The organism is Kitasatospora sp. GP30 (assembly GCF_029892145.1).
Lineage (GTDB): Bacteria > Actinomycetota > Actinomycetes > Streptomycetales > Streptomycetaceae > Kitasatospora > Kitasatospora acidiphila.
On sequence record NZ_JARZAH010000005.1, the window covers coordinates 175,951 to 197,533 of the forward strand.

20 protein-coding genes are annotated in these 21,583 nt (G+C 70.8%); 7 read left to right on the plus strand and 13 right to left on the minus strand.

Annotation, left to right across the window (positions count from 1 at the left end; all coding sequences use genetic code 11):
• Window positions 1-88: 88 nt before the first annotated feature.
• From hydA to P3T35_RS10735, 4 genes are all read right to left on the minus strand, one after another.
• Window positions 89-1,489, minus strand: coding sequence for a dihydropyrimidinase (gene hydA, locus P3T35_RS10720; protein ID WP_101384483.1), 1,401 nt, complete (start codon window positions 1,487-1,489; stop codon window positions 89-91).
• Window positions 1,486-2,772 carry an aspartate aminotransferase family protein gene (locus P3T35_RS10725; RefSeq protein WP_101384484.1) on the minus strand — a complete coding sequence of 429 codons (1,287 nt, stop codon included), beginning with the start codon at window positions 2,770-2,772 and terminating at the stop codon, window positions 1,486-1,488. The genes hydA and P3T35_RS10725 overlap by 4 nt, the downstream gene beginning before the upstream one ends.
• An 11-nt stretch (window positions 2,773-2,783) precedes the next feature.
• The gene (locus P3T35_RS10730) at window positions 2,784-3,674 is read right to left on the minus strand and encodes a nitrilase-related carbon-nitrogen hydrolase (protein WP_101384485.1); all 891 of its coding nucleotides are present in this window, start codon (window positions 3,672-3,674) and stop codon (window positions 2,784-2,786) included.
• Between the two features lie 243 nt (window positions 3,675-3,917).
• On the minus strand, window positions 3,918-4,817 hold the full coding sequence (locus P3T35_RS10735) for a DMT family transporter (protein ID WP_101384486.1): 900 nt from the start codon (window positions 4,815-4,817) through the stop codon (window positions 3,918-3,920).
• Window positions 4,818-5,081: 264 nt separating this feature from the next.
• On the opposite strand from P3T35_RS10735, the gene P3T35_RS10740 reads away from it, so the two are divergent.
• The 4 genes from P3T35_RS10740 (at window position 5,082) to P3T35_RS10755 (ending at window position 8,359) form a co-directional block, all read left to right on the plus strand.
• Window positions 5,082-5,387 (plus strand): antibiotic biosynthesis monooxygenase, encoded by a 306-nt coding sequence (locus P3T35_RS10740; protein WP_101384487.1) that lies wholly within the window; start codon window positions 5,082-5,084, stop codon window positions 5,385-5,387.
• A gap of 53 nt (window positions 5,388-5,440) precedes the next feature.
• Complete coding sequence (locus P3T35_RS10745) at window positions 5,441-6,355, plus strand: NAD(P)H-binding protein (protein ID WP_101384488.1); 915 nt, start codon at window positions 5,441-5,443, stop codon at window positions 6,353-6,355.
• Window positions 6,356-6,467: 112 nt separating this feature from the next.
• The gene (locus P3T35_RS10750; RefSeq protein ID WP_101384489.1) at window positions 6,468-7,052 is read left to right on the plus strand and encodes a helix-turn-helix domain-containing protein; all 585 of its coding nucleotides are present in this window, start codon (window positions 6,468-6,470) and stop codon (window positions 7,050-7,052) included.
• Entirely contained in the window at window positions 7,049-8,359 is a 1,311-nt protein-coding gene (locus tag P3T35_RS10755) for an MFS transporter (RefSeq protein WP_101384490.1), read from the plus strand. Before P3T35_RS10750 ends, P3T35_RS10755 begins: the two co-directional genes overlap by 4 nt.
• Window positions 8,360-8,435: 76 nt before the next feature.
• Here the strand turns inward: P3T35_RS10755 and P3T35_RS10760 are convergent, their stop codons facing one another.
• Both P3T35_RS10760 and P3T35_RS10765 read right to left on the minus strand, forming a co-directional pair.
• Window positions 8,436-9,587 carry a beta-propeller fold lactonase family protein gene (locus P3T35_RS10760; protein ID WP_101384491.1) on the minus strand — a complete coding sequence of 384 codons (1,152 nt, stop codon included), beginning with the start codon at window positions 9,585-9,587 and terminating at the stop codon, window positions 8,436-8,438.
• Between the two features lie 235 nt (window positions 9,588-9,822).
• The gene (locus P3T35_RS10765; protein WP_280705536.1) at window positions 9,823-10,737 is read right to left on the minus strand and encodes a phosphatidylinositol-specific phospholipase C; all 915 of its coding nucleotides are present in this window, start codon (window positions 10,735-10,737) and stop codon (window positions 9,823-9,825) included.
• 336 nt (window positions 10,738-11,073) lie between these two features.
• Here P3T35_RS10765 and P3T35_RS10770 point away from each other — a divergent pair, with 336 nt between their 5' ends.
• Complete coding sequence (locus P3T35_RS10770; protein WP_280705538.1) at window positions 11,074-11,196, plus strand: alpha/beta hydrolase; 123 nt, start codon at window positions 11,074-11,076, stop codon at window positions 11,194-11,196.
• A gap of 104 nt (window positions 11,197-11,300) precedes the next feature.
• Here the strand turns inward: P3T35_RS10770 and P3T35_RS10775 are convergent, their stop codons facing one another.
• The 7 genes from P3T35_RS10775 to P3T35_RS10805 all read right to left on the minus strand — a co-directional run bounded on the left by P3T35_RS10775 (window position 11,301) and on the right by P3T35_RS10805 (window position 17,702).
• On the minus strand, window positions 11,301-12,137 hold the full coding sequence (locus P3T35_RS10775) for a class II fructose-bisphosphate aldolase (RefSeq protein WP_101384492.1): 837 nt from the start codon (window positions 12,135-12,137) through the stop codon (window positions 11,301-11,303).
• The gene (locus tag P3T35_RS10780; protein WP_101384493.1) at window positions 12,115-13,050 is read right to left on the minus strand and encodes a 1-phosphofructokinase family hexose kinase; all 936 of its coding nucleotides are present in this window, start codon (window positions 13,048-13,050) and stop codon (window positions 12,115-12,117) included. The genes P3T35_RS10775 and P3T35_RS10780 overlap by 23 nt, the downstream gene beginning before the upstream one ends.
• Window positions 13,047-13,505, minus strand: coding sequence for an ROK family protein (locus P3T35_RS10785; RefSeq protein WP_101384494.1), 459 nt, complete (start codon window positions 13,503-13,505; stop codon window positions 13,047-13,049). The genes P3T35_RS10780 and P3T35_RS10785 overlap by 4 nt, the downstream gene beginning before the upstream one ends.
• Window positions 13,498-14,454, minus strand: coding sequence for an SIS domain-containing protein (locus tag P3T35_RS10790; protein WP_101384495.1), 957 nt, complete (start codon window positions 14,452-14,454; stop codon window positions 13,498-13,500). The genes P3T35_RS10785 and P3T35_RS10790 overlap by 8 nt, the downstream gene beginning before the upstream one ends.
• A gap of 59 nt (window positions 14,455-14,513) precedes the next feature.
• Entirely contained in the window at window positions 14,514-15,359 is an 846-nt protein-coding gene (locus P3T35_RS10795; protein ID WP_101384496.1) for a carbohydrate ABC transporter permease, read from the minus strand.
• Window positions 15,359-16,312, minus strand: coding sequence for a sugar ABC transporter permease (locus tag P3T35_RS10800; protein ID WP_101384497.1), 954 nt, complete (start codon window positions 16,310-16,312; stop codon window positions 15,359-15,361). Before P3T35_RS10800 ends, P3T35_RS10795 begins: the two co-directional genes overlap by 1 nt.
• A gap of 118 nt (window positions 16,313-16,430) precedes the next feature.
• Window positions 16,431-17,702 (minus strand): extracellular solute-binding protein, encoded by a 1,272-nt coding sequence (locus P3T35_RS10805; RefSeq protein ID WP_101384498.1) that lies wholly within the window; start codon window positions 17,700-17,702, stop codon window positions 16,431-16,433.
• A 610-nt stretch (window positions 17,703-18,312) separates the two neighbouring features.
• Here P3T35_RS10805 and P3T35_RS10810 point away from each other — a divergent pair.
• Window positions 18,313-20,307 (plus strand): alpha-galactosidase, encoded by a 1,995-nt coding sequence (locus tag P3T35_RS10810; RefSeq protein WP_101384499.1) that lies wholly within the window; start codon window positions 18,313-18,315, stop codon window positions 20,305-20,307.
• Between the two features lie 134 nt (window positions 20,308-20,441).
• A complete protein-coding gene (locus P3T35_RS10815; protein WP_101384500.1) occupies window positions 20,442-21,200 on the plus strand; it encodes a DeoR/GlpR family DNA-binding transcription regulator in 759 nt (252 codons plus the stop codon).
• The last annotated feature ends 383 nt before the right edge of the window (window positions 21,201-21,583 follow it).

The window sequence follows — 21,583 nt, forward strand, 5'->3', positions numbered from 1 at the left end:
CGTTCCTGAGAGAGGGTCAGGGCGAACAGAGAGAGTCAGAGCGAAGGGTCAGAGTGAACGGAGAGGATCACAGAGCACTGGAAGAGCGTCAGAGGTACTGGCAGGTGCCGCGCCGCAGGAACCGCCCGTGCCCGGCGCGCCCGAGCCACCGGCCGTCGTCCAGCACGACGGTCCCCCGGGAGAGCACGGTGCGCACCGCGCCCCGGATCCGCTGCCCCTCGTACGCCGAGTAGTCCACGTTCATGTGGTGGGTGGCGGCGGAGATCGTCTGCTCGGCCTCGGGGTCGTAGATCACCACGTCGGCGTCGGCGCCCGGGGCGATGGTGCCCTTGCGCGGATAGAGGCCGAACATCCGGGCAGGCGCGGCACAGGCGATCTCGATCCAGCGGCGCCGGGAGATCCGGCCGTCCACCACCGCCTGGTGCAGCAGGTCCATCCGGTTCTCCACCCCGGGAAGCCCGTTGGGGATCTTGGAGAAGTCGTCCCGCCCGAGCTCCTTCTGCCCGACGAAGCAGAACGGGCAGTGGTCGGTCGAGACCACCTGGAGGTCGTCGGTCCGCAGCCGCTTCCACAGCTCCGCCTGGTGCTCGCGGGGTCGCAGCGGGGTGGAGCAGACGTACTTGGCACCCTCGAAGTCGGGCTCGGCCAACTTGTCGACGGAGAGGAAGAGGTACTGCGGGCAGGTCTCGCCGAAGACGGGCAGGCCCTGGTCGCGGGCGGCGGCCAGTTCGGCCGCCGCCGAGGCCGCCGAGACGTGCACCACGTAGAGCGGCGCACCGGCCACCTGGGCCAGCTTGATCGCCCGGTGGGTGGCCTCGGCCTCCAGCAACTCCCGCCGCACCTCGCCGTGGTGCAGCGGATCCGTGCGCCCGGCGGCCAGTGCCTGCGCCACCAGGACGTCGATGGCGATGCCGTTCTCGGCGTGCATCATGATCAGCGAACCGCTCTGGGCGGCCCGCTGCATGGCCCGCAGGATCTGCCCGTCGTCGCTGTAGAAGACGCCGGGGTAGGCCATGAACAGCTTGAAGGAGGTGGCCTCGCCGGAGTCGGTGAGCTGGTCCATCTCCTTGAGCACCGCGTCGTTGACGTCCGAGACGATGGTGTGGAAGGCGTAGTCGATGGCGCAGTTGCCCTCGGCCTTGGCATGCCAGGTGTCCAGGCCGGCCCGCAGCGAGCCGCCCATGGGCTGCACCGCGAAGTCCACGATGGTGGTGGTGCCGCCCCAGGCGGCGGCCCGGGTGCCGGTCTCGAAGGTGTCCGACGCCTGGGTACCGCCGAACGGCAGCTCCATGTGGGTGTGCGCGTCCACGCCGCCCGGAATGACATAGCGGCCGGTCGCGTCGATGACGGTGTCGGCCTGCCAACCGGACGCCGCGGCGCTGCCGGTGGCGGCGAGGGCGACGACCGTCTGATCCTCGATCAGCACATCGGCCCGCAACTCGTCGGCGGCCGTGATGACCAACCCGTTGGTGATGTGGACCCGGCTCATGCTCCTGCCCTCCGCAGTGCCTCGATCAGTAGGTCGGCGCCCTCGCGGGCCTCCGCGTCGGTCAGGCTCAGCGGCGGGGCGATCCGCAGCGTGTCACCGGACCGGCCGCCCTTGCCGATCAGCAGCCCCAACTCGCGGGCGTGCTCCAGGGCTGCGGTGGCCGCGGCGGCGTCCCGCAGTGCGACGCCGATCATCAGGCCGCGCCCGCGCACCTCGCGCACCACCGGCAACTCGGCCGACTCCAGCGCCGAGCGCAGCAGCGCCCCGGTGCGCCGGGCGTTCGCCTGCAGGTCGTGGGCGAGCAGGTGGCGCAGGTTGGCGAGCGCGGCCGCGCAGGTGATCGGGCTGCCGCCGAAGGTGGAGATGGAGTTGGCGTCCAGGCAGTCCATCACCTCGGCCCGGGCCACCACGCCGCCCATCGACATGCCGTTGGCGATGCCCTTGGCGAAGGTGAGGACGTCCGGCGGGCCGGACTGCCCGTGCGCCTGCCAGCCCCAGAAGTGGTCGCCGGTGCGGCCCCAGCCGGTCTGCACCTCGTCGCTGATCCACAGGATGCCGTGCCGGTCCAGCACCTCCTTGAAGGCCGCTAACAACCCGTCCGGACCGTGGGTGAAGCCGCCGACTCCCTGGATCGGCTCGGCGATCAGCGCGGCCACCGTGCCCTCCGCCTGACCGAGCATGTCCTCCAGGTCCTCGACGCAGGCGGCGATGAACTCGGCGTCGGAGAACCGGGCGTAGGGCCCGCTGTCGCGCACCCCGCCGTGCACGTAGAGGGTCTGCAGCGGGGAGAGGCTGGTCGGCGACCACGAGGTGTTGCCGGTGATGCCGACGGTGGAGAAGGATCGGCCGTGGTAGCTGTTGCGCAGCGCCAGCACCTGGTTGGAGCGCCGGTAGGCGGTGGCCAGCAGCAGCGCCGCGTCATTGGCCTCGGTGCCGGAGGTCGTGAAGAACACCTTGGCGTCCGGGATCCCGGAGAGCTCCGCGATCTGCTCGGCCAACTCCACCATGGGGGAGGAGAAATAGAGCGTGGACGTGTGCAGGATCCGGCCGGCCTGAGCGGCGACCGCCTCGGTGACCTCGGGCAGCGCGTGCGCGGTCATGGTGGTGAGGATGCCGCCGAAGAAGTCCAGGTACCGGTTGCCCTCGGCGTCCCAGACGTGGCGGCCCTCGCCGTGGGTCAGCTCGATCGGCTCCCGGTAGTACGTCGCCAACCAGGCGGGCAGGACGCCGCGGTGGCGCTTGCGCAGCGCGGCAGTGCTGCCGATTCGCTGACGATCCGTCATCTGCCGCCCCCTCAGGCCTCGGTCAGCGGGCCGTACGCCTCCGGGCGCCGGTCGCGGTAGAACGCCCACTGCTGCCGGACCTGCTCGATCGCACCCAGGTCGAGGTCGCGCACCAGCAGCTCCTCCTCCTTGTCGGAGGCCGCCTCACCGACCAACTGGCCGCGCGGGTCGACGAAGTACGAGGTGCCGTAGAAGTCGTTGTCGCCGTACTCCTCGGTGCCGACCCGGTTGATGGCCGCGATGAAGTACGCGTTGGCCACGGCGGCGGCCGGCTGCTCCAGCTGCCAGAGGTAGGAGGACAGGCTGCGGCTGGTCGCGGACGGGTTGTAGACGATCTGCGCGCCCGCCAGGCCGAGCGCCCGCCAGCCCTCCGGGAAGTGCCGGTCGTAGCAGATGTAGACGCCCACCCTGCCGACGGCGGTGTCGAACACCGGCCAGCCGAGGTTGCCGGGCTTGAAGTAGTACTTCTCCCAGAACCCCTTGAGCTGCGGGATGTGGTGCTTGCGGTACTTGCCGAGGAAGCGGCCGTCGGCGTCGATCACGGCGGCGGTGTTGTAGTAGATGCCGGGCTGCTCCACCTCGTAGACCGGTACCACCATCACCAGGCCCAGTTCGGCCGCCAGCGCGGACATCCGGGTGACGGTCGGGCCGTCCGGCACCGGCTCGGCCCAGCGGTAGTGCTCCGGCTCCTGCACCTGGCAGAAGTACGGCGAGTTGAAGACCTCCTGGAAGCCGATGATCCGTGCCCCCTGCGCCGCCGCCTCACGGGCGTACCGCTCGTGGAGGTCGAGCATCGAGGCCTGGTCGCCGGTCCAGCGGGCCTGGACCAGCGCGGCGCGGACGATCTGGGCGGGGGCGGGCTGCGGTAGTTGCGACGGTGACTGTGACGGCGACTGCGACATGGGAACCGCTCCTGAAGGGCTGGTGAGGCACAGGCGACTGGCAGGCCCCCGGTCAACCCGGCGAACGGGTGACGGGGCGGGCGGTTGGTATCCCTGATTGCTCCCCGTGCGGAGGGTGATCGAATCCCGACAGTCTGTCAGGGGAAGCCTCGAACCCGGTGGAACCCCTGACACTCCGCCGGTCGCGTCGGCACGAGTGCGTGCGCTGTGCCGGGACGGTCGACCGGATGGGTCAGCCGCGGATCACTCGCCCGGTGGCGCCGGGGAGCCGTTGTTGCGTTCCGGCCCGCCCCCGCAGGCCGCCGGCATCGACGGGTGCCGGCCGATCACCACGACGCCGGTCACCATCGCCAGCAGCCCCAGCACCTCCCAGGTGAGCGCGCCCGGGGTGACCCGCAGCCGGTCGCCCAGGAAACCCACCGCGCAGGCGATGCCGGCCAGGGGCTGGGCGGCGGTGAGTGCCGGGAGCGATATCCGCAGCGGTGCCGCCTCGAAGGCGCTCTGCACCAGCAGCAGCCCGAAGACGCCCAGGGCGACCACCGCGTACGGCTGCCAGCGGTGCAGGACGGAGAGCACCCCGCCGCTGTCCGCGATGCTCGCGGTGGCCCGGGTCAGCGCGTCCTGCAACCCGTACAGCAGCCCGGCCGCCAGCGCCAGGATGGTCGCCTCCTCGAACAGCGGCAGCCGGCGGGCCAGCGAGACCAGCAGCAGCGCCAGCCCGGCGACGATGCCGACGACGAGCCAGTGCCGCAGTTCGTCGGCCGTCCGCCCGCCGCCGCGCGGGTCGCCGGCCAGGATGAAGGCGGTCACCCCCACACCGAGCAGCACCACCCCGCCCCAACCGGAGCGGCCCAGCCGCTGCCGGGAGATCCGACTGGCCAGTGCCATCGCGAAGACCAGGTTGCTGGTCAGCACCGGTTCCACCTGGGAGACCTCGCCCGACCCCAGTGCCAGTGCGCTGAGCACCAGGCCGATGATCATGATGCCGATGCCGAGCAGCCACTCGGGGATCCGGCACAGGTCGAGCAGCAGCCGCCAGCGCAGCAGGTCGGCGCGCGGGGCGAGTTGCGCCGCGTGCTGTTGCAGAACAAAGCCGAGGCCGAGGCAGCAGGCAGCGCCGACCGCCAGCAGAAAGACCGCCACTCAGGATCACCCTGTACTCCGTGTGGCCTGACCGCACCCCCACGGTCCCGGCCGAGTTGCCCGCCAGCGTACCTCCGGCCAGGCGACGGCGGGCCTGTTCCGCACAAGCTTGCGCGTGTCGATGGCAGGTGCGCATGGCGGCGGACGCCGGGGGGCGAGCGCCTGCTTGGTGCCGCCGCGGTCTTGGCGCCCTGGTGGGGCCGGTGCCGCCCGGTCAACCGATACTGGACAGCAGGGAACCCCCGCTTCCAGTCGGAGGCAGCGATGATCGTGCGGATCTGGGAGGCGCAGGTCGCGCCCAGGATGGTCGCCGAGTTCTGTGCGGTGCTGCAGACCCAGGTGATGCCGCAGCTGGTCGGGCTCGACGGCTACCTGGGCGGCGAACTGCTGCGCTCACTGCCGGACAGCACGCACCGGGTGCTGGTGGTCACCCGCTGGCGCGACGAGGAGGCGCTGCGCGGGTACGCGGGGCCGATGTGGGCGATGCGGCCGGTCGGGTCGGAGGGCGAGCTCGGCTATCTGGAGCATCCGCCGGAGGTGTCCCACTTCAGCGTGCTGACCAGCCAGTGAGGCCTGCCCGGGGGCAGGGACGAGTTGTCGCGGGTGCGAGGGACGGAGGGTTCATGGCCGAGCAGCGACCGATCCTGGTGACCGGTGCCGGTGGGGGCGTGGGCGGTGTCGGCCACCGGGTGGTGGCCCGGCTGAGCTCGTCGGGAGTGGCGGTGCGGGCCATGGTGCACCGGGAGGACGAGCGGGCGCGGGCGCTGCGCGCGATGGACGGTGTCGAGGTGGTGGTGGGCGACCTGACGCGCGGAGCCGATGTCGCGGAGGCCGTGGACGGCTGCCGGCGGATCCTCTTCACCATGAGCGTGTCCCCGTCCTACCTGGAGGCCACGGCCACGGTGGCGGCCGCAGCGCTGGCGGCGGGCCGGGTCGAGGTGCTGGTCGACATGTCCCAGATGACGGTCTCGCAGATGGACCTGACCAGTACGGCCGAGTCCCGCCAGCAGCACCAGCACTGGCTTGCCGAGCACGTCCTGGACTGGTCGGGCCTGCCGGTGACGCACCTGAGGCCCACGGTTTTCATGGAGAATCCGCTGTTCGCCGTCCTCGCCGCTGCCTCGATCCGGCGGGACGGCACGATCCGCCTGCCGTTCGGCACCGCGCGAACCTCGCCGGTCGCCGCCCGGGACGTGGCCGACGTGGCCGTCCGGGTGCTGACCGACCCGGGACCGCATGTCGGGCACGTCTACGAGTTGACCGGGGCGGCGTCGCGGGACATGGCCGCCATCGCCGCTGAACTGTCCGGGATCCTGGGCCGTCCGGTGGAGTACGTCGACGTTCCGTACGAGCGGTGGCGCACTGAGGAACTGGCGCCGGCCGGCCTGGATCCGCACGTGGGCGAGCACATCGCCACGATGGCCAGGTTGCACGGTGAGAACCGGTACGACCGCTCGACCGGGGACGTCGCGGCCCTCCTCGACCGCCCGCCCTCCGGGCTCGACGCCTTGGTGGAGAGCAGGGCCGGCGACTTCTGAGGTCCCGGGCCCGTGCGTCTCCCCGGTCAGCCCCGGCAACCGCAAAGGGTTCTTTGCGATTGATCGCAAAGAACCCTTTGCAAACATCTCTTTGCGGTCTACGGTGAACCGCATGAGCGACCCCACGCCCAACCTCGTCGTCCTCGACGCCAAGGGCCTACGAGCCCTGGCCCACCCCGTCCGGGTCCGGCTGCTCGGCCTGCTGCGCCGCCACGGACCATCCACCGCCACCAAGTTGGCCGCCGGGCTCGGGCTCACCTCGGGTGCGACCAGCTACCACCTGCGCCAACTCGCCGCCGCCGGCTTCGTGGTCGAGGACACCGAGCGCGGCAACGGCCGGGAGCGCTGGTGGCGGGCACTGCACGCCGGGACCAGCCTCAACGACCTCGAACTGGCCAACAGCGAGGCCGGCCAGGAGTACCTGCAGTCGGTCATCGCCGCCCACACCCTGCGGGTCCAACGCGCCGTCAACGAACTGCCGACGATGGCCAGTCCATGGCGGGAGACCTTCGACCTCAGCGACTGGTCGCTGCGCCTGACGCCCGAGGAGGCCCAGCAGCTGAACGCCGAACTCGTCGAGGTGGTCCGACGCTACCGCCGCGACCTGCCCGAGGCCGCCGATGCCGCACCCGAGGGCACCGCACGCATCGGCCTGATCATCCAGCAGATCCCGGAACTCCCGGAGGCAGGCCAGTGAAGTCGTTAACCTGGACGCCGCGTCCGCTCACCCGCCTGCTCCTCGCCAACGGCGTCTCGTTGCTGGGTACCCGGGTCGCCGCCATCGCGCTGCCCTGGTTCGTCCTGGTCAGCACTGGCAGCGCGGCCCGCACGGGCCTGGTCGCCGCCTGCGAGTTGACGCCGTATGTGATCTCCAAGGCGCTGAACGGACCGCTGGTCGATCGGGTCGGGGCCCGCAGGGTCTCGGTCACCGCCGACCTGCTCAGCGCCGTCGCCGCCGGCCTGGTGCCCCTGCTGCACGCGGCCGGGCTACTCTCCTTTCCGCTGCTGCTGGTGCTCGCCGCCCTGTTGGGCACCGTGCGCGGGCCGGGCGACCTCGCCAAGTACGTGATGGTGCCGGAACTCGCCGAGCGTGCCGGGCAGCCACTGGAACGGGCCAGCGGACTGGTCTCGGTGGCCGAACGGCTGTCCCAGGGAACTCTCGGACCAGCGGTCGGCGGACTGCTGGTGACGTTCTGCGGGCCGATGCTCGCGGTGCTGGTCAACGCGGGCTCGTTCGTGGTGGTCGCACTGGTCGTCGCCTTCGGCCTGCCGCACGGCAGCGGTGCGCCCACAGCCCCGGCGGCACCCGCTGAGACGGACCGGGTGGAGCAGGAGCCAGGCTACTGGCGGCGGTTCGGCGAGGGGCTGGCGTTCCTGCGCTCCGATCGCCTGCTGTTCGCCCTCACGGCGATGGTGACCGCCACCAACCTCTTGGACGCGGCGTTCACCTCGGTGCTGCTGCCGGTCTGGGTCGAGCGGTCGGGACACAACGCGAGCGTGCTCGGCCTGCTGTTCGCGGCGAGCGGGTTCGCGGCGGTGGGCGGCAGCCTGATCGCCACGGCCATCGCCCACAAGCTGCCCCGGCGGCTGGTCTTCTTCCTGGCCTTCCTGTTCGCCGGTGCGCCCCGGTTCATCGCGCTGGCGCTCGGGCTGCCGCTGCCCGTGATCGTGGTGGTCTTCGTCTGCAACGGCTTCTCCGCCGGCTTCATCAACCCGATCCTGGGCGCGATCGACTACGAGCGGATCCCGCGCCACATGCTCGGCCGGGTGGGCGCGATCGGTGACGCGCTCGGCTGGGCCGGTATCCCGCTGGGCGGGATCCTCGCCGGGTTCGTGGTCGGTGCGGCCGGCCTGGTGCCGGCGCTGCTGATCGGCGGTATCGCCTATGCGCTGGTCACCAACCTGACCGGCCTGCGGCCCGAGTGGCGTGCGATGGACCGCAAGGCCGAGGTGGCTGACGAGGTGTCAGTACCTGAGGGTGAGGGGGTCCCGAGCCTCCGGTGAGCCGGGGCAGTGCGAACGGGCGTCTCCCGCCTCAAGGGCGTCTCCCGCCCGAGGGCGGAAGACGCGTGAGCGAGGCTCAGAAAGCGACGATGCCCTCGCCGCCGACGCCGCCCGGGACGGTCTGCGAGCCGATCGGGGTGAGCGAGCCGTCGTCGTTGATGGTGAACTCGTCGATGATGCCGTTGACGCCGGTCTGGACGTAGAGGTGGTGGCCGTCGCTGGAGACGGCCGAGTCGGTCGTGCCGGGGTCGGTGGGCGTGTTGCCGAGGAGGGTGAGCTGTCGGCCGTGGTCGGCGGTGCGGATGCCGGTGAGGGTCGAACTGCCCGCGTTCGAGACGAAGAGCAGGTCGCCCACCGCAACGACCCAGCAGGTGGCGGACTGGCCGGTGGCCACGGAAGCCTTCTCGGCGGCCCTGCCGTCGGCCCGGACCCGGAAGGTGGCGAGCATGTTCGGGCCGGCCTCGGTCAGGAACAGGCCGTGCCGCCCGTTGGGCACGAAACCGAACGGCACCGCGCCCGGCACGGTGGTGACCGTGGGGGAGTCGGAGGGAGCCCCGGAGGAGTCGAGCGCGAAGACGTCGATGGCGTTGCCGTTGGCCTTGGTGGTGACCACCAACTGCGAGCCGTCGGCAAGGAAGCCGACCTGCCCCGGGGTGTTGGTGAACTGCGGTGTGGCGTTGGGGTCCAGGCCCAGGGCGCGGTTCCAGTGCGCCTTCCTCTTCAGGTGTCCGTCCATCACACGGTAGCCCTGGATCGAGCCGCCGTTCAGCGCGTTGAGCACATAGACCACGTCGCCGTGCACCGCGACGCTGACCGGGAAGGTGCCGCAGGACTCGACCTGCTCGACCAGCTTCAGCCGATCGCCGTCCACGGAGAACACCGAGACGGTGTTGCTGCCGGCATTCACCGCGTACAGCAGTGCGTGCTCCGGGTCGTAGGTCAGCGAGCCCTGCGAGGCCAGGTGGTCGGCGACCGAGCCTTGCAGCATGCCACCGAGGCCGCCGGTGTCGTACACCGCCGTCTGGGTGAGTCGCCCGTCGTCCGCGCGGTGGTAGGCGACCACCTGGTTGCCGGCGGGATTGTTGGTCTGCGCGAACACGGCGTGGTGGGCGTGCGGTCGGCCGTCGTCCGCGCGCGCGGTGGCGGAGGCTGTGGCTGCCGGGGCGCACACGGCCGCCGCCGCGAGGGCGGTGGCCGCGGCCACGCCGGTGAGGAGGATCCTTCGCACGATCTGCTGCTCCTTCGGGGATCGGTGGAAACGTCCTGCTCGGAGGCTGTGGCGTGGTCCGGCCGCCGGGAGTCCACCTGCGTGTTCGTGCGACTGGAAGGGCAGCGCCGCAGTTCCAACCGGGTACGTTATGCCACGATCCGTTCCGATTTGGGGAGATGCTGCGGCGGGCCCGTAGCTTCACCCGGAAAGAGGCAGCGGAGGGGCCTGGAAGCCCCTCCGTCAGGCACCGAAGTCAGGCGCCGAAGTTGAGCCCGTACCAGGCGGCCGGTGAGGTCGTGGTGACGAAGTCCATCGGGACGACGCCCAGCGCCGGGCGGCTGGCGTGGTCGAGCCCCGCGAGGTAGCCGGACAGCTCGGAGTTCATGGCGTCCGCCGCCTGGCGCGGCCACAGGCCCCAGCCGGAGGAGGAGGTGAAGGTGATGAACAGCCGCTGCGGATCGGTGGCGGCTTCGGCCGCGCTCAGGTGGGCGGAGACTTCGGGCCACTTGCGCCCGTTGAAGTCGAAGATGGTGCCGATGTCGTAGTCGTCCTCCAGGTCCATCAGCGGACCGTTCCAACCGATGCCCGGCAGGCCGCCGTTGTCGGCGAGCAGCACGACCCGGCCGCGCACCTCGCCGAGGGTCGGGATGCGGTTCTCCATCCAGAACAGGCCGGGCCAGCGGCTGAGATAGGTGTTGAAGATGGCTGCGAAGTCCGCGTCGGAGATCGTCGAATACTCCTGCTTGACCCGCATCAGCACGGTCTCGCCCGGGTGTTGGGCGAGGAAGGCCTGGCAGTCGTTGAGGACGTCGCCGAAGAAGATGTTCTGAAAAAATTGCGAGTGGTGGATCGCGAAGACGCCGTTGATCGCCCGGCAGCGCATGTCCAGGAAGCGGATGCCGGCGGTGAGTTGGTCGGGCACGGACAGGGTCTGGCACTGGACGAGCGGGCCGTCGTAGAGGGCGCAGGTGTCATGGGTGCCGGGGATGGTCAGCCGGGCCAGCGGTGCGCTGTCGGGCAGGGCGGCCAGCCAGTCGGCGCCGCCGGGCGACGAGGCGGCCCGGGCGGTGCCGAGAGCGCCGAGCCCGGCTAGCGCGCCTGCTGCGCTGAGCACGACCGCCGACCGGGTGAAGGTACGCCGACTCAGTTGAGGTCCGGTCAGATCCATGATGGAACTCCCTTGGTAGCCATGAAGGTTCGCCGATCCTGGCATGCACATTATTGGGGGAGTGAAGCCCTGTGCCCAGGGGCGGGACGAACGCGGTTCACGGTCGGCTGAGGACAGCCGCTGACGTCCTCATGAATTCCTCATGGTGGCTCGGTCTGGCTCTCGGCCGCAGCAGTTGGCTGAAGTGGGACGGAGCAGGGCAGTGCGAGGACATGAGCGGACGAACCGATCGGTGGGCCGTGGCACGGCTGCCCTGGTCCTGGTGGTGGGCACCACCGGAGACGCGGCGACCCCGTACGAGGACGCGAAGAGCCCCGCCTCCCAGTGCCCGGCGGCATGCTGCTCACCTTCAACGGCCTTGGCCACACCGCCTATGGGCGAAGCGACAGCTGCGTCACCGACGCGGTGGACGGCTACCTCGTCGCCCTCAAGCCCGTCCAGCCCGGCGCCGGCTGCTGACCGAGGACTCGCTGACGAAGCGTCAGTGATCCAGGATGTCCGACCCGGCCGCGAGGCGGATGGGCCGGGTCAGTGGCCGGGTTCGGGCTCGCAGGTCGGGTGTGTCAGATTGTGGAAAGGACCCGCAGTAGCCGCGCCACCTCCGCCGCGACGGCGTCGCGGGCGGGGCCGAGGTACTTGCGGGTGTCGGCGGCCTCGGCATGTGTGTCGAGGTATGCGCGAACGGCCTGGGTGAACGTCTTGTTCAGGTGGGTGGAGATGTTGACCTTCGTCATGCCCGCCCGGACGGCCTCGGCGAGGTCGATGTCGCTGACGCCGGAGGAGCCGTGCAGCACGAGCGGCACGGGCACGGCGTCGCGCAGGCGGGAGATGAGGGCGAAGTCGAGGACGGCGTCGCGGGTGAGCATGGTGTGGGAGCTGCCCACGGCAACGGCGAGGGCGTCCACGCCCGTCGCGCCGACGAACTCCTCGGCCTCGGCGGGGTCGGTGCGCACACCGGGAGCGTGGGCGCCGTCCTTGCCGCCGACCTCGCCGAGTTCGGCCTCGACCCAGACACCCCTGCTGCGGCAGTACGCGGCGATCTCCCGGGTGGCGGCGACGTTCTCCGCGTAGGGGAGCTTGGCGGCGTCGAACATGACCGAGGTGAAGCCGAGTTCGACGGCCTCGCGCACGAGGTCGACCGATTCGGCGTGGTCGAGGTGGACGGCCACGGGGACGCTCGCGGCCCGGGCAGTGGCGAGCGAGGCGAGCGCGATCGGTTCGAGGGCGCCGTGGTAGCGGGCGGTGTTCTCGCTGATCTGGAGGATCACCGGGCGCCCGGCCGCCTCGGCGCCGGCCACGATGGCCTGCGCGTGCTCGAGCTGGACGACGTTGAACGCGCCTACGCCCACAGTGCTTTCGGTGGCGGCTCGGGCTATCTCATCGGTCGGGGTGAGCGTCATGGATCTCCTCCACAGGAACGGTGGTGCGCAGGCGGTGGTAGGTCTGGCCGTCGAAGTCGCCGGCGACGGGACAGAGAACGGCGGCAGCCGAGAGGGCCACGGCCTCGCGCAGGGTGTCGGGCCACGGCGCGCCGGCCGCGAGCCCGGCGGCGAGGGCGGCGACGCACGCGTCGCCCGCTCCGGTGGGGTTGCCGCTGAGCTGCTCGGGGGGTGCGGCCTGCCAACTGCCCTGCGCGGTCAGCGCGTGCAGCCCGTCCGGGCCGCGGGAGGCCACCACCGCGCGGGCGCCGAGGGTACGCAGTTCGGCGGCCGCGGCCGCGATGTCCTGGCAGCCGGTGACCGCGGTGAGTTCGGCGGCGTTGGGTTTGACCACGTCGGGCCCGGCGCTCAGCGCGGCCAGCAGCGCCGGGCCGCTGGTGTCCAGGACGGTGGCGGCCCCTGCCGCCGCGGCCACCGCGATGAGCTGCGCGTACGCGTCGGGCGGCAGGCCGGGAGGGAGGCTGCCGGAGAGCACGACAACGTCGGCGAAGCGGACCAGCCGTGCGTAGCGGGTGCCGAAGTCCGTCCAGTCGGCCGGCTGAACGACCGGCCCGGCCTGGTTGAAGACGGTGGCGTCGCCGTCCTCGCGGGAGACGATGGTGACGGTGCGTCGGGAGTCGCCCGCGATGGGAACCAGTTCGTCGCGCAGGCCGGCCTCGTGCAGTTCGGCGCGCAGCGCGGTGCCCGTCGGGCCGCCCGCGAGCCCGGTCACCGTCGTCGGTCGCCCCAGGGCGGTGAGCACCCGGGAGACGTTGATGCCCTTGCCGCCGGCGCGTTCGTGGACGGTGTCGACGCGGTGTGAGCTGTGGGGGACCAGGCTGTCGACGAAGTAGGTGACGTCCAGGGCCGCGTTGAGGGTGACGGTGAGAATCACGGTGCCCGACTCCCCGTCAACTCGAAGGGCGCCGTGGTGTCGCTGACCGCGCCGCGCGCAGCTCCGAGAACGGCTTCGGCACACCCGCCGGCCCGGACGTCGTGGCCCAGGGCCACGGGCAGTCCGGTGCGCTGTTCGAGGAGGTCGGCGAGCGGGAGGTCGCGCCGGCCGAGGTTGGCCGAGGAGACGGCGCGGGCGCGGTCCTCATCGACGATGCCGGGGACGACGACCCCGCCGTGACGGACCATCAGTCCGAGTCCGGCGGCCTGCTGGGCGAGCGCGCGCAACGTGGCGGCGATCTCGTCCACCACCGCGCCCGGGCCGGCACCCCGGGGGGTCGCCCGGCGAACCGTCTGCAAGGGCCGCAGGCTGCGGTCCAGCAGCGCGCCCTTCATACCGGTGCCGCCGATGTCCAGGGCGATCACGCAGTCGCCCGGGTCGGGGCCCTCACGCATCGGCGTCGTCCAGCACGACCGACCGGGTGAGGTTCAGCGGCCGGTCGGGGTCGTAGCCGCGAGCCTCGGCGACCGCGACCGCCAGCCGCTGGGCCCGGACCAGGTCGGCCAGCGGGTCCAAGTCCCCGGCGGCGTGCTGCGAGTCGGCGACCAGGGTGCCGCCGACCCGCTCGATGTCACCGGCCAGCCCGGGCGGCAGCGAGCCGAACATCCATGCCACCCGCCCGGGCCGGGTGATGCTGATCGGCCCGTGCCGGTACTCCATGGCCGGGTAGGCCTCGGTCCAGGCGCCGGCCGCCTCACGCATCTTCAGCCCCGCCTCCAGCGCCAGCCCGTACGTCCAGCCGCTCCCCAGGAAGGTGATCTGCTCGGCGTCGCACGCCTCGGCGGCCAACGGGGTGCCGATGGCCCGCTCGGCGTCGTCCGCAGCCCGGGCGAGGGTGGGCACGCCGGCCGGCAGCGCGCCCTCGGCCTCCAAGTGGGCGCGGAGCAGGGCGAGCACGGTGGTGGCGAAGCGGGTCTGCACCACCGACTCCTCGTCGGCGAAGTCCAGCACCGCGACCTCGTCGGCGGCCGTCATGATCGGGGTCGCGGGGTCGGCGGTGATGGCTGCGGTGCGCACGCCCGCGGCGCGCGCCCGGCCCAGCAGGTCCAGCACCTCGGTCGTGGTGCCGGAGCGGGAGATGGCGAGGATCCGGTCGTAGCCGCCGCGCCCCTGCGGGAACTCCGAGGCGGCGAAGGCGTCCGTCACGCCGTGGCCGCCGCTCTCCCGCAGCACGGCGTAGGCCTGGGCCATGAACCAGGAGGTGCCGCAGCCGACGACCGCGACGCGCTCGCCGCGGCGGGGCAGGGCGGAGGCGTGCTGGGTGAGTGAGGAGGCGGCCTGGCGCCAGCAGGCGGGCTGGGAAGCGATCTCGACTGAGGTGCGCGAGGGCGTGGCGGTGGTCATGCGGGGGCTCCTTCGGAGCGGATCGGGCTGGGGCGCGAGTTGGGGCGGCGGCGTGGTGGCTACTTCACCGAGCCGGCGGTCAGTCCGGAAACCACCTGGCGCTCGATGAACGCGAAGAGGACGACCACCGGCAGGATGGCGATGACCGATCCGGCGAAGAGGTAGTTCCACTGGACGGTGTAGTCGCCGATGAAGCTGTTGATGCCGACCGTGAGCGGCTGGCTGGTGGGGACGGTCGAGAGGGTCAGGCCCATCACGAACTCGTTCCAGGCCGAGATGAAGGTGAAGATGACGGCGGTGACCACGCCCGGCATGGCCAGCGGCAGGACCACCCGGCGCAGCACGCTGAGCCGCCCGAGGCCGTCGATCATCGCGGCCTCCTCCAACTCCACCGGGATCGAGGAGATGTAGGCGGTGAGGATCCAGATCGCGAACGCCAGGTTGAAGGCGGCGTTGCACAGGATCAGCGTCCAGACGGAGTTGAGCATGTCGAGCTGGAAGAACTCGCGGTACAGGCCGACCAGCAGCGAGGTGGGCTGGAACATCTGGGTGACCAGGACGAGCAGCAGGAAGTACTTGCGTCCGCGGTACTTGATCCGCGCGGTGTAGTACGCGGCGGGCAGCGCGACCAGCAGGGCCAGCAGCGTGGAGCCGGCCGCCACCAGCAGGGTGACCTGCAGGTTGTCGCCGAGGGTGGAGTCGCGCCAGACGTTGATGAAGTTGGACCACGCGAAGTGGTGGGGGAGGTAGCTCGGGTCGCGCAGTTCGTCGGCGGGCCGCAGGGCGGTGATCACCATCTCGGCGTACGGCAGCAGGAAGACCGCGGCCAGCAGCCAGGCGATGGCGGCGACGACCATCGTGCGCGGCCGCAACCTCGGTTTGATGGAAGCTGTCTGACGGTCCATCAGCTCTCGTCCTCCTTCCAGCGGCTGGCCTTGAGGAAGGCCAGAACCATGACCACGACCAGGGCGAAGTTGACCACCGACATCGCTGCGGACTCGCCGATGTCGGTGTCCTTCAGCTGGTACATGAAGACCGTCGTGGTGGCCGTGGCACTGCTGGGTCCGCCCTGCGTCATGCCCCAGATGATCGGGAAGGAGTTGAAGACGTTGATCAGGTTGATCACCACGCCGACCAGGAAGGCCGGTCGCAGCAGCGGCAGGGTGATCTTGCGGTAGGTCTGCCAGGTGGACGCGCCGTCGACCCGAGCGGCCTCGTACACCTCGCCGGGGACGGTCTGCAGTCCGGCCAGCAGGGTGTAGGTGGTGAAGGGCAGCGAGACGAAGACGGCGACGAACATCATCCACGGCCAGGCGGTGGAGGGCTTGCCGAGCCAGTCCTGGGGGCCGCTGATCAGGCCGAGGTCGGTCATCGCGGTGTTGAGCACGCCGGCCGTCTGGTTGAGCATCCACTTGAAGCCGATGGCGGTCATCAGGACGGAGGCCGCCCAGGGGGCGATCAGCGCCCAGCGGGTCAGTCGACGGCCCGGGAACTGCTGGTTGAACAGCTGCGCCAGGGCCAGCGAGAGCACCATCGTCAGCCCGACGACGGTGACGGTCCAGATGACCGTGGAGACCAGGACATGGCCGAGGTCGGACTCGGCGAAGAGCTTGCGGTACTTGTCCAGGCCGGCCGAGCCGCGGACGAACCCGCTGCTGCTGATCCTCAGGAACGAGGTGTGGACCATCTCGTAGACGGGCCACAGGACGACCAGCAGGATCAGCAGGACTGCCGGGGCGATCCAGGGCAGCGGGCCCAGCCTGTCGAGGCCCGAGCGCCGCGGCTTTGACGGTGCCCGGCGGGGCGGTTCGCCCCGGCTCGGCCCGGGGGCCTTGGGGGCGGTGGAGGCGAGGGACACGGGTGGTGCCTTCCGTGTGTGTGCGGCAGTGCCTGCCGCACGGCTTTCGACGTGCGGTGCGCGGCGGGTGGGGGAGCGGCAGTCCGGCGCCCGTGCTCCTCCCACCCGCGTCCGGGGGCTACTTGTTGGCGACGGCGTCCTGGGCCTTCTTCTGCAGGTCGCCCAGCACCTTGGCCGGGTCGCCGCTGACGGCGGTGCCGATGCTCTGCTTCATCTGGGCCGAGACGGTGTCCCACGTGGTGTCGCCCACCGGGTAGAAGGACGCCTGCGGCAGCAGCGCGAAGAACGGCGCCAGGTCCTGGTGCTTGCCGCTGGAGGTCATCGCCTGCAGGGTGTCCTGGGTGACCGGCATCAGGTTGTAGGTCTCGTCGAACTTCAGCGTGTTCTGCTCGGAGTACGCGAAGTCCAGGAACTTCTTGATCTGGTCCTTGTGGCCGTTCTTCTTGAAGGCCATCATCCAGTCGGCCACGCCCAGGGTGGACTTGAGCGCGCCGGTCTTGCCGGGGATCGGCGCCACGCCGTAGTCGACCTTGCCGTCCGTGGCCATCTGGATCAGCGAGGGGTGGCCGTTGAGCATGGCGGCCTTGCCCGCGGCGAAGTCGGCGAAGGCGGTCTTGCGGTCGGTGGTGGCGGGGTTGGCGTAGGTCAGGCCGGGGCCGACCAGGTTGCTCTTCAGCCAGCTGAAGGTGTCGATGTCGGCCTGGCTGTTGAGGGAGTAGTGACCGGAACCGTCGGTGGGGCCGCCGCCGTTGCCGAGCTCCCAGATCATGCTCTCGCCCTGCGCCTCCTCGGGGCCGAGCGGCAGCGCGTAGGGGGTGACGCCGGGAACCTTCGCCTTGATCAGCGCGGCGTCGTTCTTGACGTCGTCCCAGGTCTGCGGCGGGGTGGTGATGCCGGCTTGGGCGAAGATCGCCTTGTTGTAGAAGAAGGCGCGCGCCGAGGAGACGAACGGGATGCCGTACTGGGTGCCGTCGACCTGGCCGGCCTTGGCGAAGCTGGGGATCAGGTTGCTCGCGGTGGAGGCGGACAGGACGTCAGGGGTGGCGTAGAGCAGGTTGTCGGCGACCTTGTCGGCATAGCCGCCGGTCTGCAGGATGTCCGGCATGTTGCCGCTCTGGATCATCGTCTTGACCTGCTTGTCGATGTCGTTCCAGTTGATCACCTGAACGTCGACCTTGATGTTCGGGTTGGCGGCCTCGAAGTCCTTGACGACGCCGTTCCAGTACAGCGTCGAGCTGTTGGACGCCTTGTCGCCGTAGTCGGCCGCGACGAGCTTGAGGGTCACCGGGCCGCTCGCGGTGCTGCCGCCGCTGCTGCCGCTGCCGCAGGCCGTGAGTGCGAGAGCGCCGATCGCACAGACCGCCGAGAGACCAAGTACGCGCTTGTTCACTGAAGTTACCGCCTTCGTGCCTGCGGACCCGCGCCGTGAACGGGTACCACTCGTGAGGGTTTGAGAGCCGGCAGTCGCCCTCGGAAACACCGTCCTGGGGGTAGCCGTGTCGATGGCTGCCGTGCCCGCACGCCGACTCGCCCGACCGGCCAGGTGCCCTGCGTGAACCCGGGGACTCACTGCGCAATCTTGCACAAAGTCTGGAGAGTTCGAGCAGTTCCGAAAGCCCTTGCCGTCCGCGAAGTATTCACGAGGCGGGCCGCCAGGTCCAGATGTCGTTACGGGACCGTTGCGATGGACCGAAATCTACTCGTCTGACCTGCTACGGCCGAGGTCGTTCGCCGTTCCTTGGGTGCTCGCCGCCCAACGCAGGCGGAGCGTAGGGCGGCCGGTGGCATCGCGTGACGAGGTGTCACGCACGAGTAGTCCTGTGCGCGTTCCTGTTGACTCGGTCCTGATAGTGCGCAGATTATGTCACCCACTCGTCAGGCGTCCCTGTCCATGACAGAACCCTTCGGCTCCATGCGCCGACAGCCCATGACGAGCCGTCGCCGACCGCGGCCCGGCAGTGCCGCTCGGCAACCACCCTCGGCCCAAGGAGCCCACCCCCGTGGCAATCCGAACGCTCCGCAGACCCCTGCTCGCCGTGCTGACCGTGGCACTGATCCCGGCCGGCTGCCTCCTCGGCACCGGCACCGCGACCGCCAACGACGGCGTCAGCCGGCCGGCCGCGAACTTCTCGTCCGCGGCGACGCCGAACACCCCGATCGCGCCGGTCCCGCCGATGGGCTTCAACAACTGGGCGCGCGCCACCTGCACGCCGCAGGCCCCGTTGGACGGTTCCAGCCCGCTGAACTACTCGTTCCAGCAGTACATGGAGGACAACGCCAAGGGCCTGTCCGACGCGGGGCTCATCGGTGCCGGCTACAAGACGGTCACCGTCGACGACTGCTGGATGTACCGCAACAGCTCCGGCTACCTGCACGGCGCGCTCAACTGGGGTGGCGCCACCGACGTCCGCGACACCACCCGGCAGCCGGGCTTCGACTACGAGCTGAGCGGCTACGGCAACTACCTGCACGGCCTCGGCGCCAAGTTCGGCATCTACGAGACCTCCGGCACGCACACCTGCAGCACCGCCGCGCCGACCGCGCCCAACCTGCCCAACGGCAGCGAGTACTACGAGCAGAACGACGCGAACTCCTTCGTCTCCTGGGGGGTCGACGAGCTCAAGTACGACAACTGCGGGCAGGTGGAGCCGATGCAGACGCTCGACGCCCGGATGTCGGGCGACCTGAACACGGCCGTCACCAACGCGAACCAGGCCGGCACTCCGACGCCGAACGTGATGTTCAACATCTCCGCGCCGGCCGCCTACGGCAACGGCTCGGACAAGTTCGCCTCGATGAACTCGGTGCGCGGGCTGGGCCAGTTGTGGCGCGTCGGCCCGGATATCTGGAACTACGGCGACGGCAAGGACCCGTGGAACCAGCCGCTGCCCAGCGGTGGCTACAACTTCGGCGCCTACCAGAGCTTCGACAACACCCTGGAGCTCAGCCGCTACCAGGGCCCGGGCAACTGGAACGACGCCGACATGCTGCTGATCGGCGACAACGGCATGACCACCGCCGAGGAGCGCAGCCAGATGGCGCTCTTCTCCTCGCTGGCCGCCCCGCTGGTGATCTCCACCGACGCCCGCAAGTTCGAGCCCGCCTACCTCGCCGCCCACCCGAGCGAGGCCGCGCACCTGAAGGCCTCGGTGGCGATCCTGGGCAACCCCGAGGTCATCGCGGTCGACCAGGACCCGCTGGGCGCCGGCGGCTACCGGGTGTCCGGCGGCGGCGCGAACGCCGACGGCTCGCCGGCCGCGACCGGCGGCATCGACGTCGTGGTCAAGCCGCTCGCCGACGGCAGCCGGGCCGTCGTGGTGCTCAACAAGGGTGCGACGTCCGCCAACTACACGCTCTCCCTGTCGAGCCTCGGCCTCGTAGGCGCCGGCTGCGGCTACGACGTGCGCGACCTGTGGGCGCACAGCACCAGCAGCTCGACCGGCAGCGTGCCGCTCACCATCGGCTCGCACGACAACGCGATGCTGAAGATCACCCCGCAGAACGGCTGCGGCACCGTCACCCCGCGCGGCCAGATCACCGCCTCGCGCGACGACTGGGGCAAGGCCTCGCTCTGCCTGGACAACTACCGCTCCGGCACCGGCACCGGCAACCCGGTCGACGTCTACAACTGCACCGGCGGCTCCAACCAGCGGTGGCAGCTGGGCACCGACGGCTCCGTCCAGCTCCTGCAGAACGGCACCTCGAACCTCTGCCTCACCGCGCAGAGCGGCACCGCCACCGGAGCGATCAACGGAAAACCGGGCCAGTGGGTCGGCGTCGCACCCTGCGGCTCCGCTCCCGGCCGGCAGACCTGGACCTACAACCGGGACGGCAACCTGAAGCTCGCCGGCACCAGCCAGTGCCTCGACGTCTACAGCGGCACCACCACCGCGCCCGGCACCCCGGTGGACCTCTACGACTGCGGCGCCGCGCCGAGTGCCATCCAGACCAACCAGACCTGGGCCGCGCCCTTCAGCACCCCGCCCACCTCCTGACCTGACAACGATCCGACACTCCGGGTGGGAGGTCTGTGGCGCCGCCCAGCGCCGCAGGCCTCCCACCCGGCCCACCCGCAGGGCCGAAGCGGACCGCAACCGGCACCGCGCCTACCTGGAGCTACACTCCCGACATGCTCAAAGCTGATCGAACCGCGCGCATTCTTGACTACATCGTCAAGGAAGGCAGCGCGGATGTGCACGCCCTCACCGAGCTGCTCAGCGTCTCCGAGGCGACCGTCCGTCGAGATCTGCAGAGCTTGCACGAGCAGGGGCTGCTGCACCGCACCCGTGGTGGCGCGATGACCGGCGCGGTCAACCTGGAGCTGCCGCTGCGTCACCGGGCCGGTCGGCAGCAGGAGGAGAAGCGGCGGATCGCCCTTGCCGCCGCCGCGCTGGTCCCGGACGGGGCCGTGGTCGGCATGACGGGCGGCACCACGGTCACCGAGATCGCCCATGCGCTGGTCGAGCGCAGCGGGCTCACCATCGTCACCAACGCGGTCAACATCGCAGCCGACCTGATCGTCCGGTCCGACATCCGGCTGGTGGTCGTCGGCGGAAACGCCCGCACGGCCAGCTACGAACTCGTCGGACCGGCGGCGGAGCGGATGCTGGACCAGTACCACCTGGACATCGCCTTCATCGGCGTGGACGGCCTGACCGCGAGTGAGGGCTGCACCACGCACGACGAGATGGAGGCCCACACGGACCGGGCCTTTCTGCGCAGCAGCGCCCGCTCGGTGGTCGTCGCGGACAACACCAAGATCGGTCGGGTGACCTTCGCCACGATCTGCCCGCTCGACCGGATCGACGACCTGGTCACCGACGACGTCCTCGACGAGGCGCAGGAGAAGGCCATCACCGCCCGTGGCGTGCGGGTGCTGCGCGCCTGACCCCCCAGAAGGCGCGTCGGTGGCCGGTCCGTGATGTCCACGCACACCCAGAACGACCGTCACCTCGCAGCCTTCACCCGGAGGTCGGTCAGATGACCGAGTCGCGCTTGCCGTTCACCAGTCGCCGCTTCCTCGGCGGGGCCGCCGCAGCCGGCGCCTGTCCGCGCGGACTCGCGCGGACTCGCGCACAGACATGATCGCGGGAGAGGCCGGGGCACCTCGCAGCTCAACCGCGTGACGGGCCCCGCCGAAACGCCCATCCTCGCAGTCGGGCCGCGTCACCACCGGTCCGGTTCGGTGGCCCACTCCGCCAGGGTGGCGGACGGCGTGCCCACGGCGCCGACGGCGACGCCGATCCACAGTGCCCAGTAGCCGCGGGTGAC

Excerpts from the sequence above, each read along its gene's own strand:
- hydA (WP_101384483.1), bottom strand. The coding sequence starts at position 1,489 with ATGAGCCGGGTCCACATCACCAACGGGTTGGTCATCACGGCCGCCGAC.
- P3T35_RS10725 (WP_101384484.1), bottom strand. The coding sequence starts at position 2,772 with ATGACGGATCGTCAGCGAATCGGCAGCACTGCCGCGCTGCGCAAGCGC.
- P3T35_RS10730 (WP_101384485.1), bottom strand. The coding sequence starts at position 3,674 with ATGTCGCAGTCGCCGTCACAGTCACCGTCGCAACTACCGCAGCCCGCC.
- P3T35_RS10740 (WP_101384487.1), top strand. The coding sequence starts at position 5,082 with ATGATCGTGCGGATCTGGGAGGCGCAGGTCGCGCCCAGGATGGTCGCC.
- P3T35_RS10745 (WP_101384488.1), top strand. The coding sequence starts at position 5,441 with ATGGCCGAGCAGCGACCGATCCTGGTGACCGGTGCCGGTGGGGGCGTG.
- P3T35_RS10750 (WP_101384489.1), top strand. The coding sequence starts at position 6,468 with ATGAGCGACCCCACGCCCAACCTCGTCGTCCTCGACGCCAAGGGCCTA.
- P3T35_RS10765 (WP_280705536.1), bottom strand. The coding sequence starts at position 10,737 with ATGGATCTGACCGGACCTCAACTGAGTCGGCGTACCTTCACCCGGTCG.
- P3T35_RS10770 (WP_280705538.1), top strand. The coding sequence starts at position 11,074 with ATGCTGCTCACCTTCAACGGCCTTGGCCACACCGCCTATGGGCGAAGC.
- P3T35_RS10775 (WP_101384492.1), bottom strand. The coding sequence starts at position 12,137 with ATGACGCTCACCCCGACCGATGAGATAGCCCGAGCCGCCACCGAAAGC.
- P3T35_RS10785 (WP_101384494.1), bottom strand. The coding sequence starts at position 13,505 with ATGCGTGAGGGCCCCGACCCGGGCGACTGCGTGATCGCCCTGGACATC.
- P3T35_RS10790 (WP_101384495.1), bottom strand. The coding sequence starts at position 14,454 with ATGACCACCGCCACGCCCTCGCGCACCTCAGTCGAGATCGCTTCCCAG.
- P3T35_RS10795 (WP_101384496.1), bottom strand. The coding sequence starts at position 15,359 with ATGGACCGTCAGACAGCTTCCATCAAACCGAGGTTGCGGCCGCGCACG.
- P3T35_RS10815 (WP_101384500.1), top strand. The coding sequence starts at position 20,442 with ATGCTCAAAGCTGATCGAACCGCGCGCATTCTTGACTACATCGTCAAG.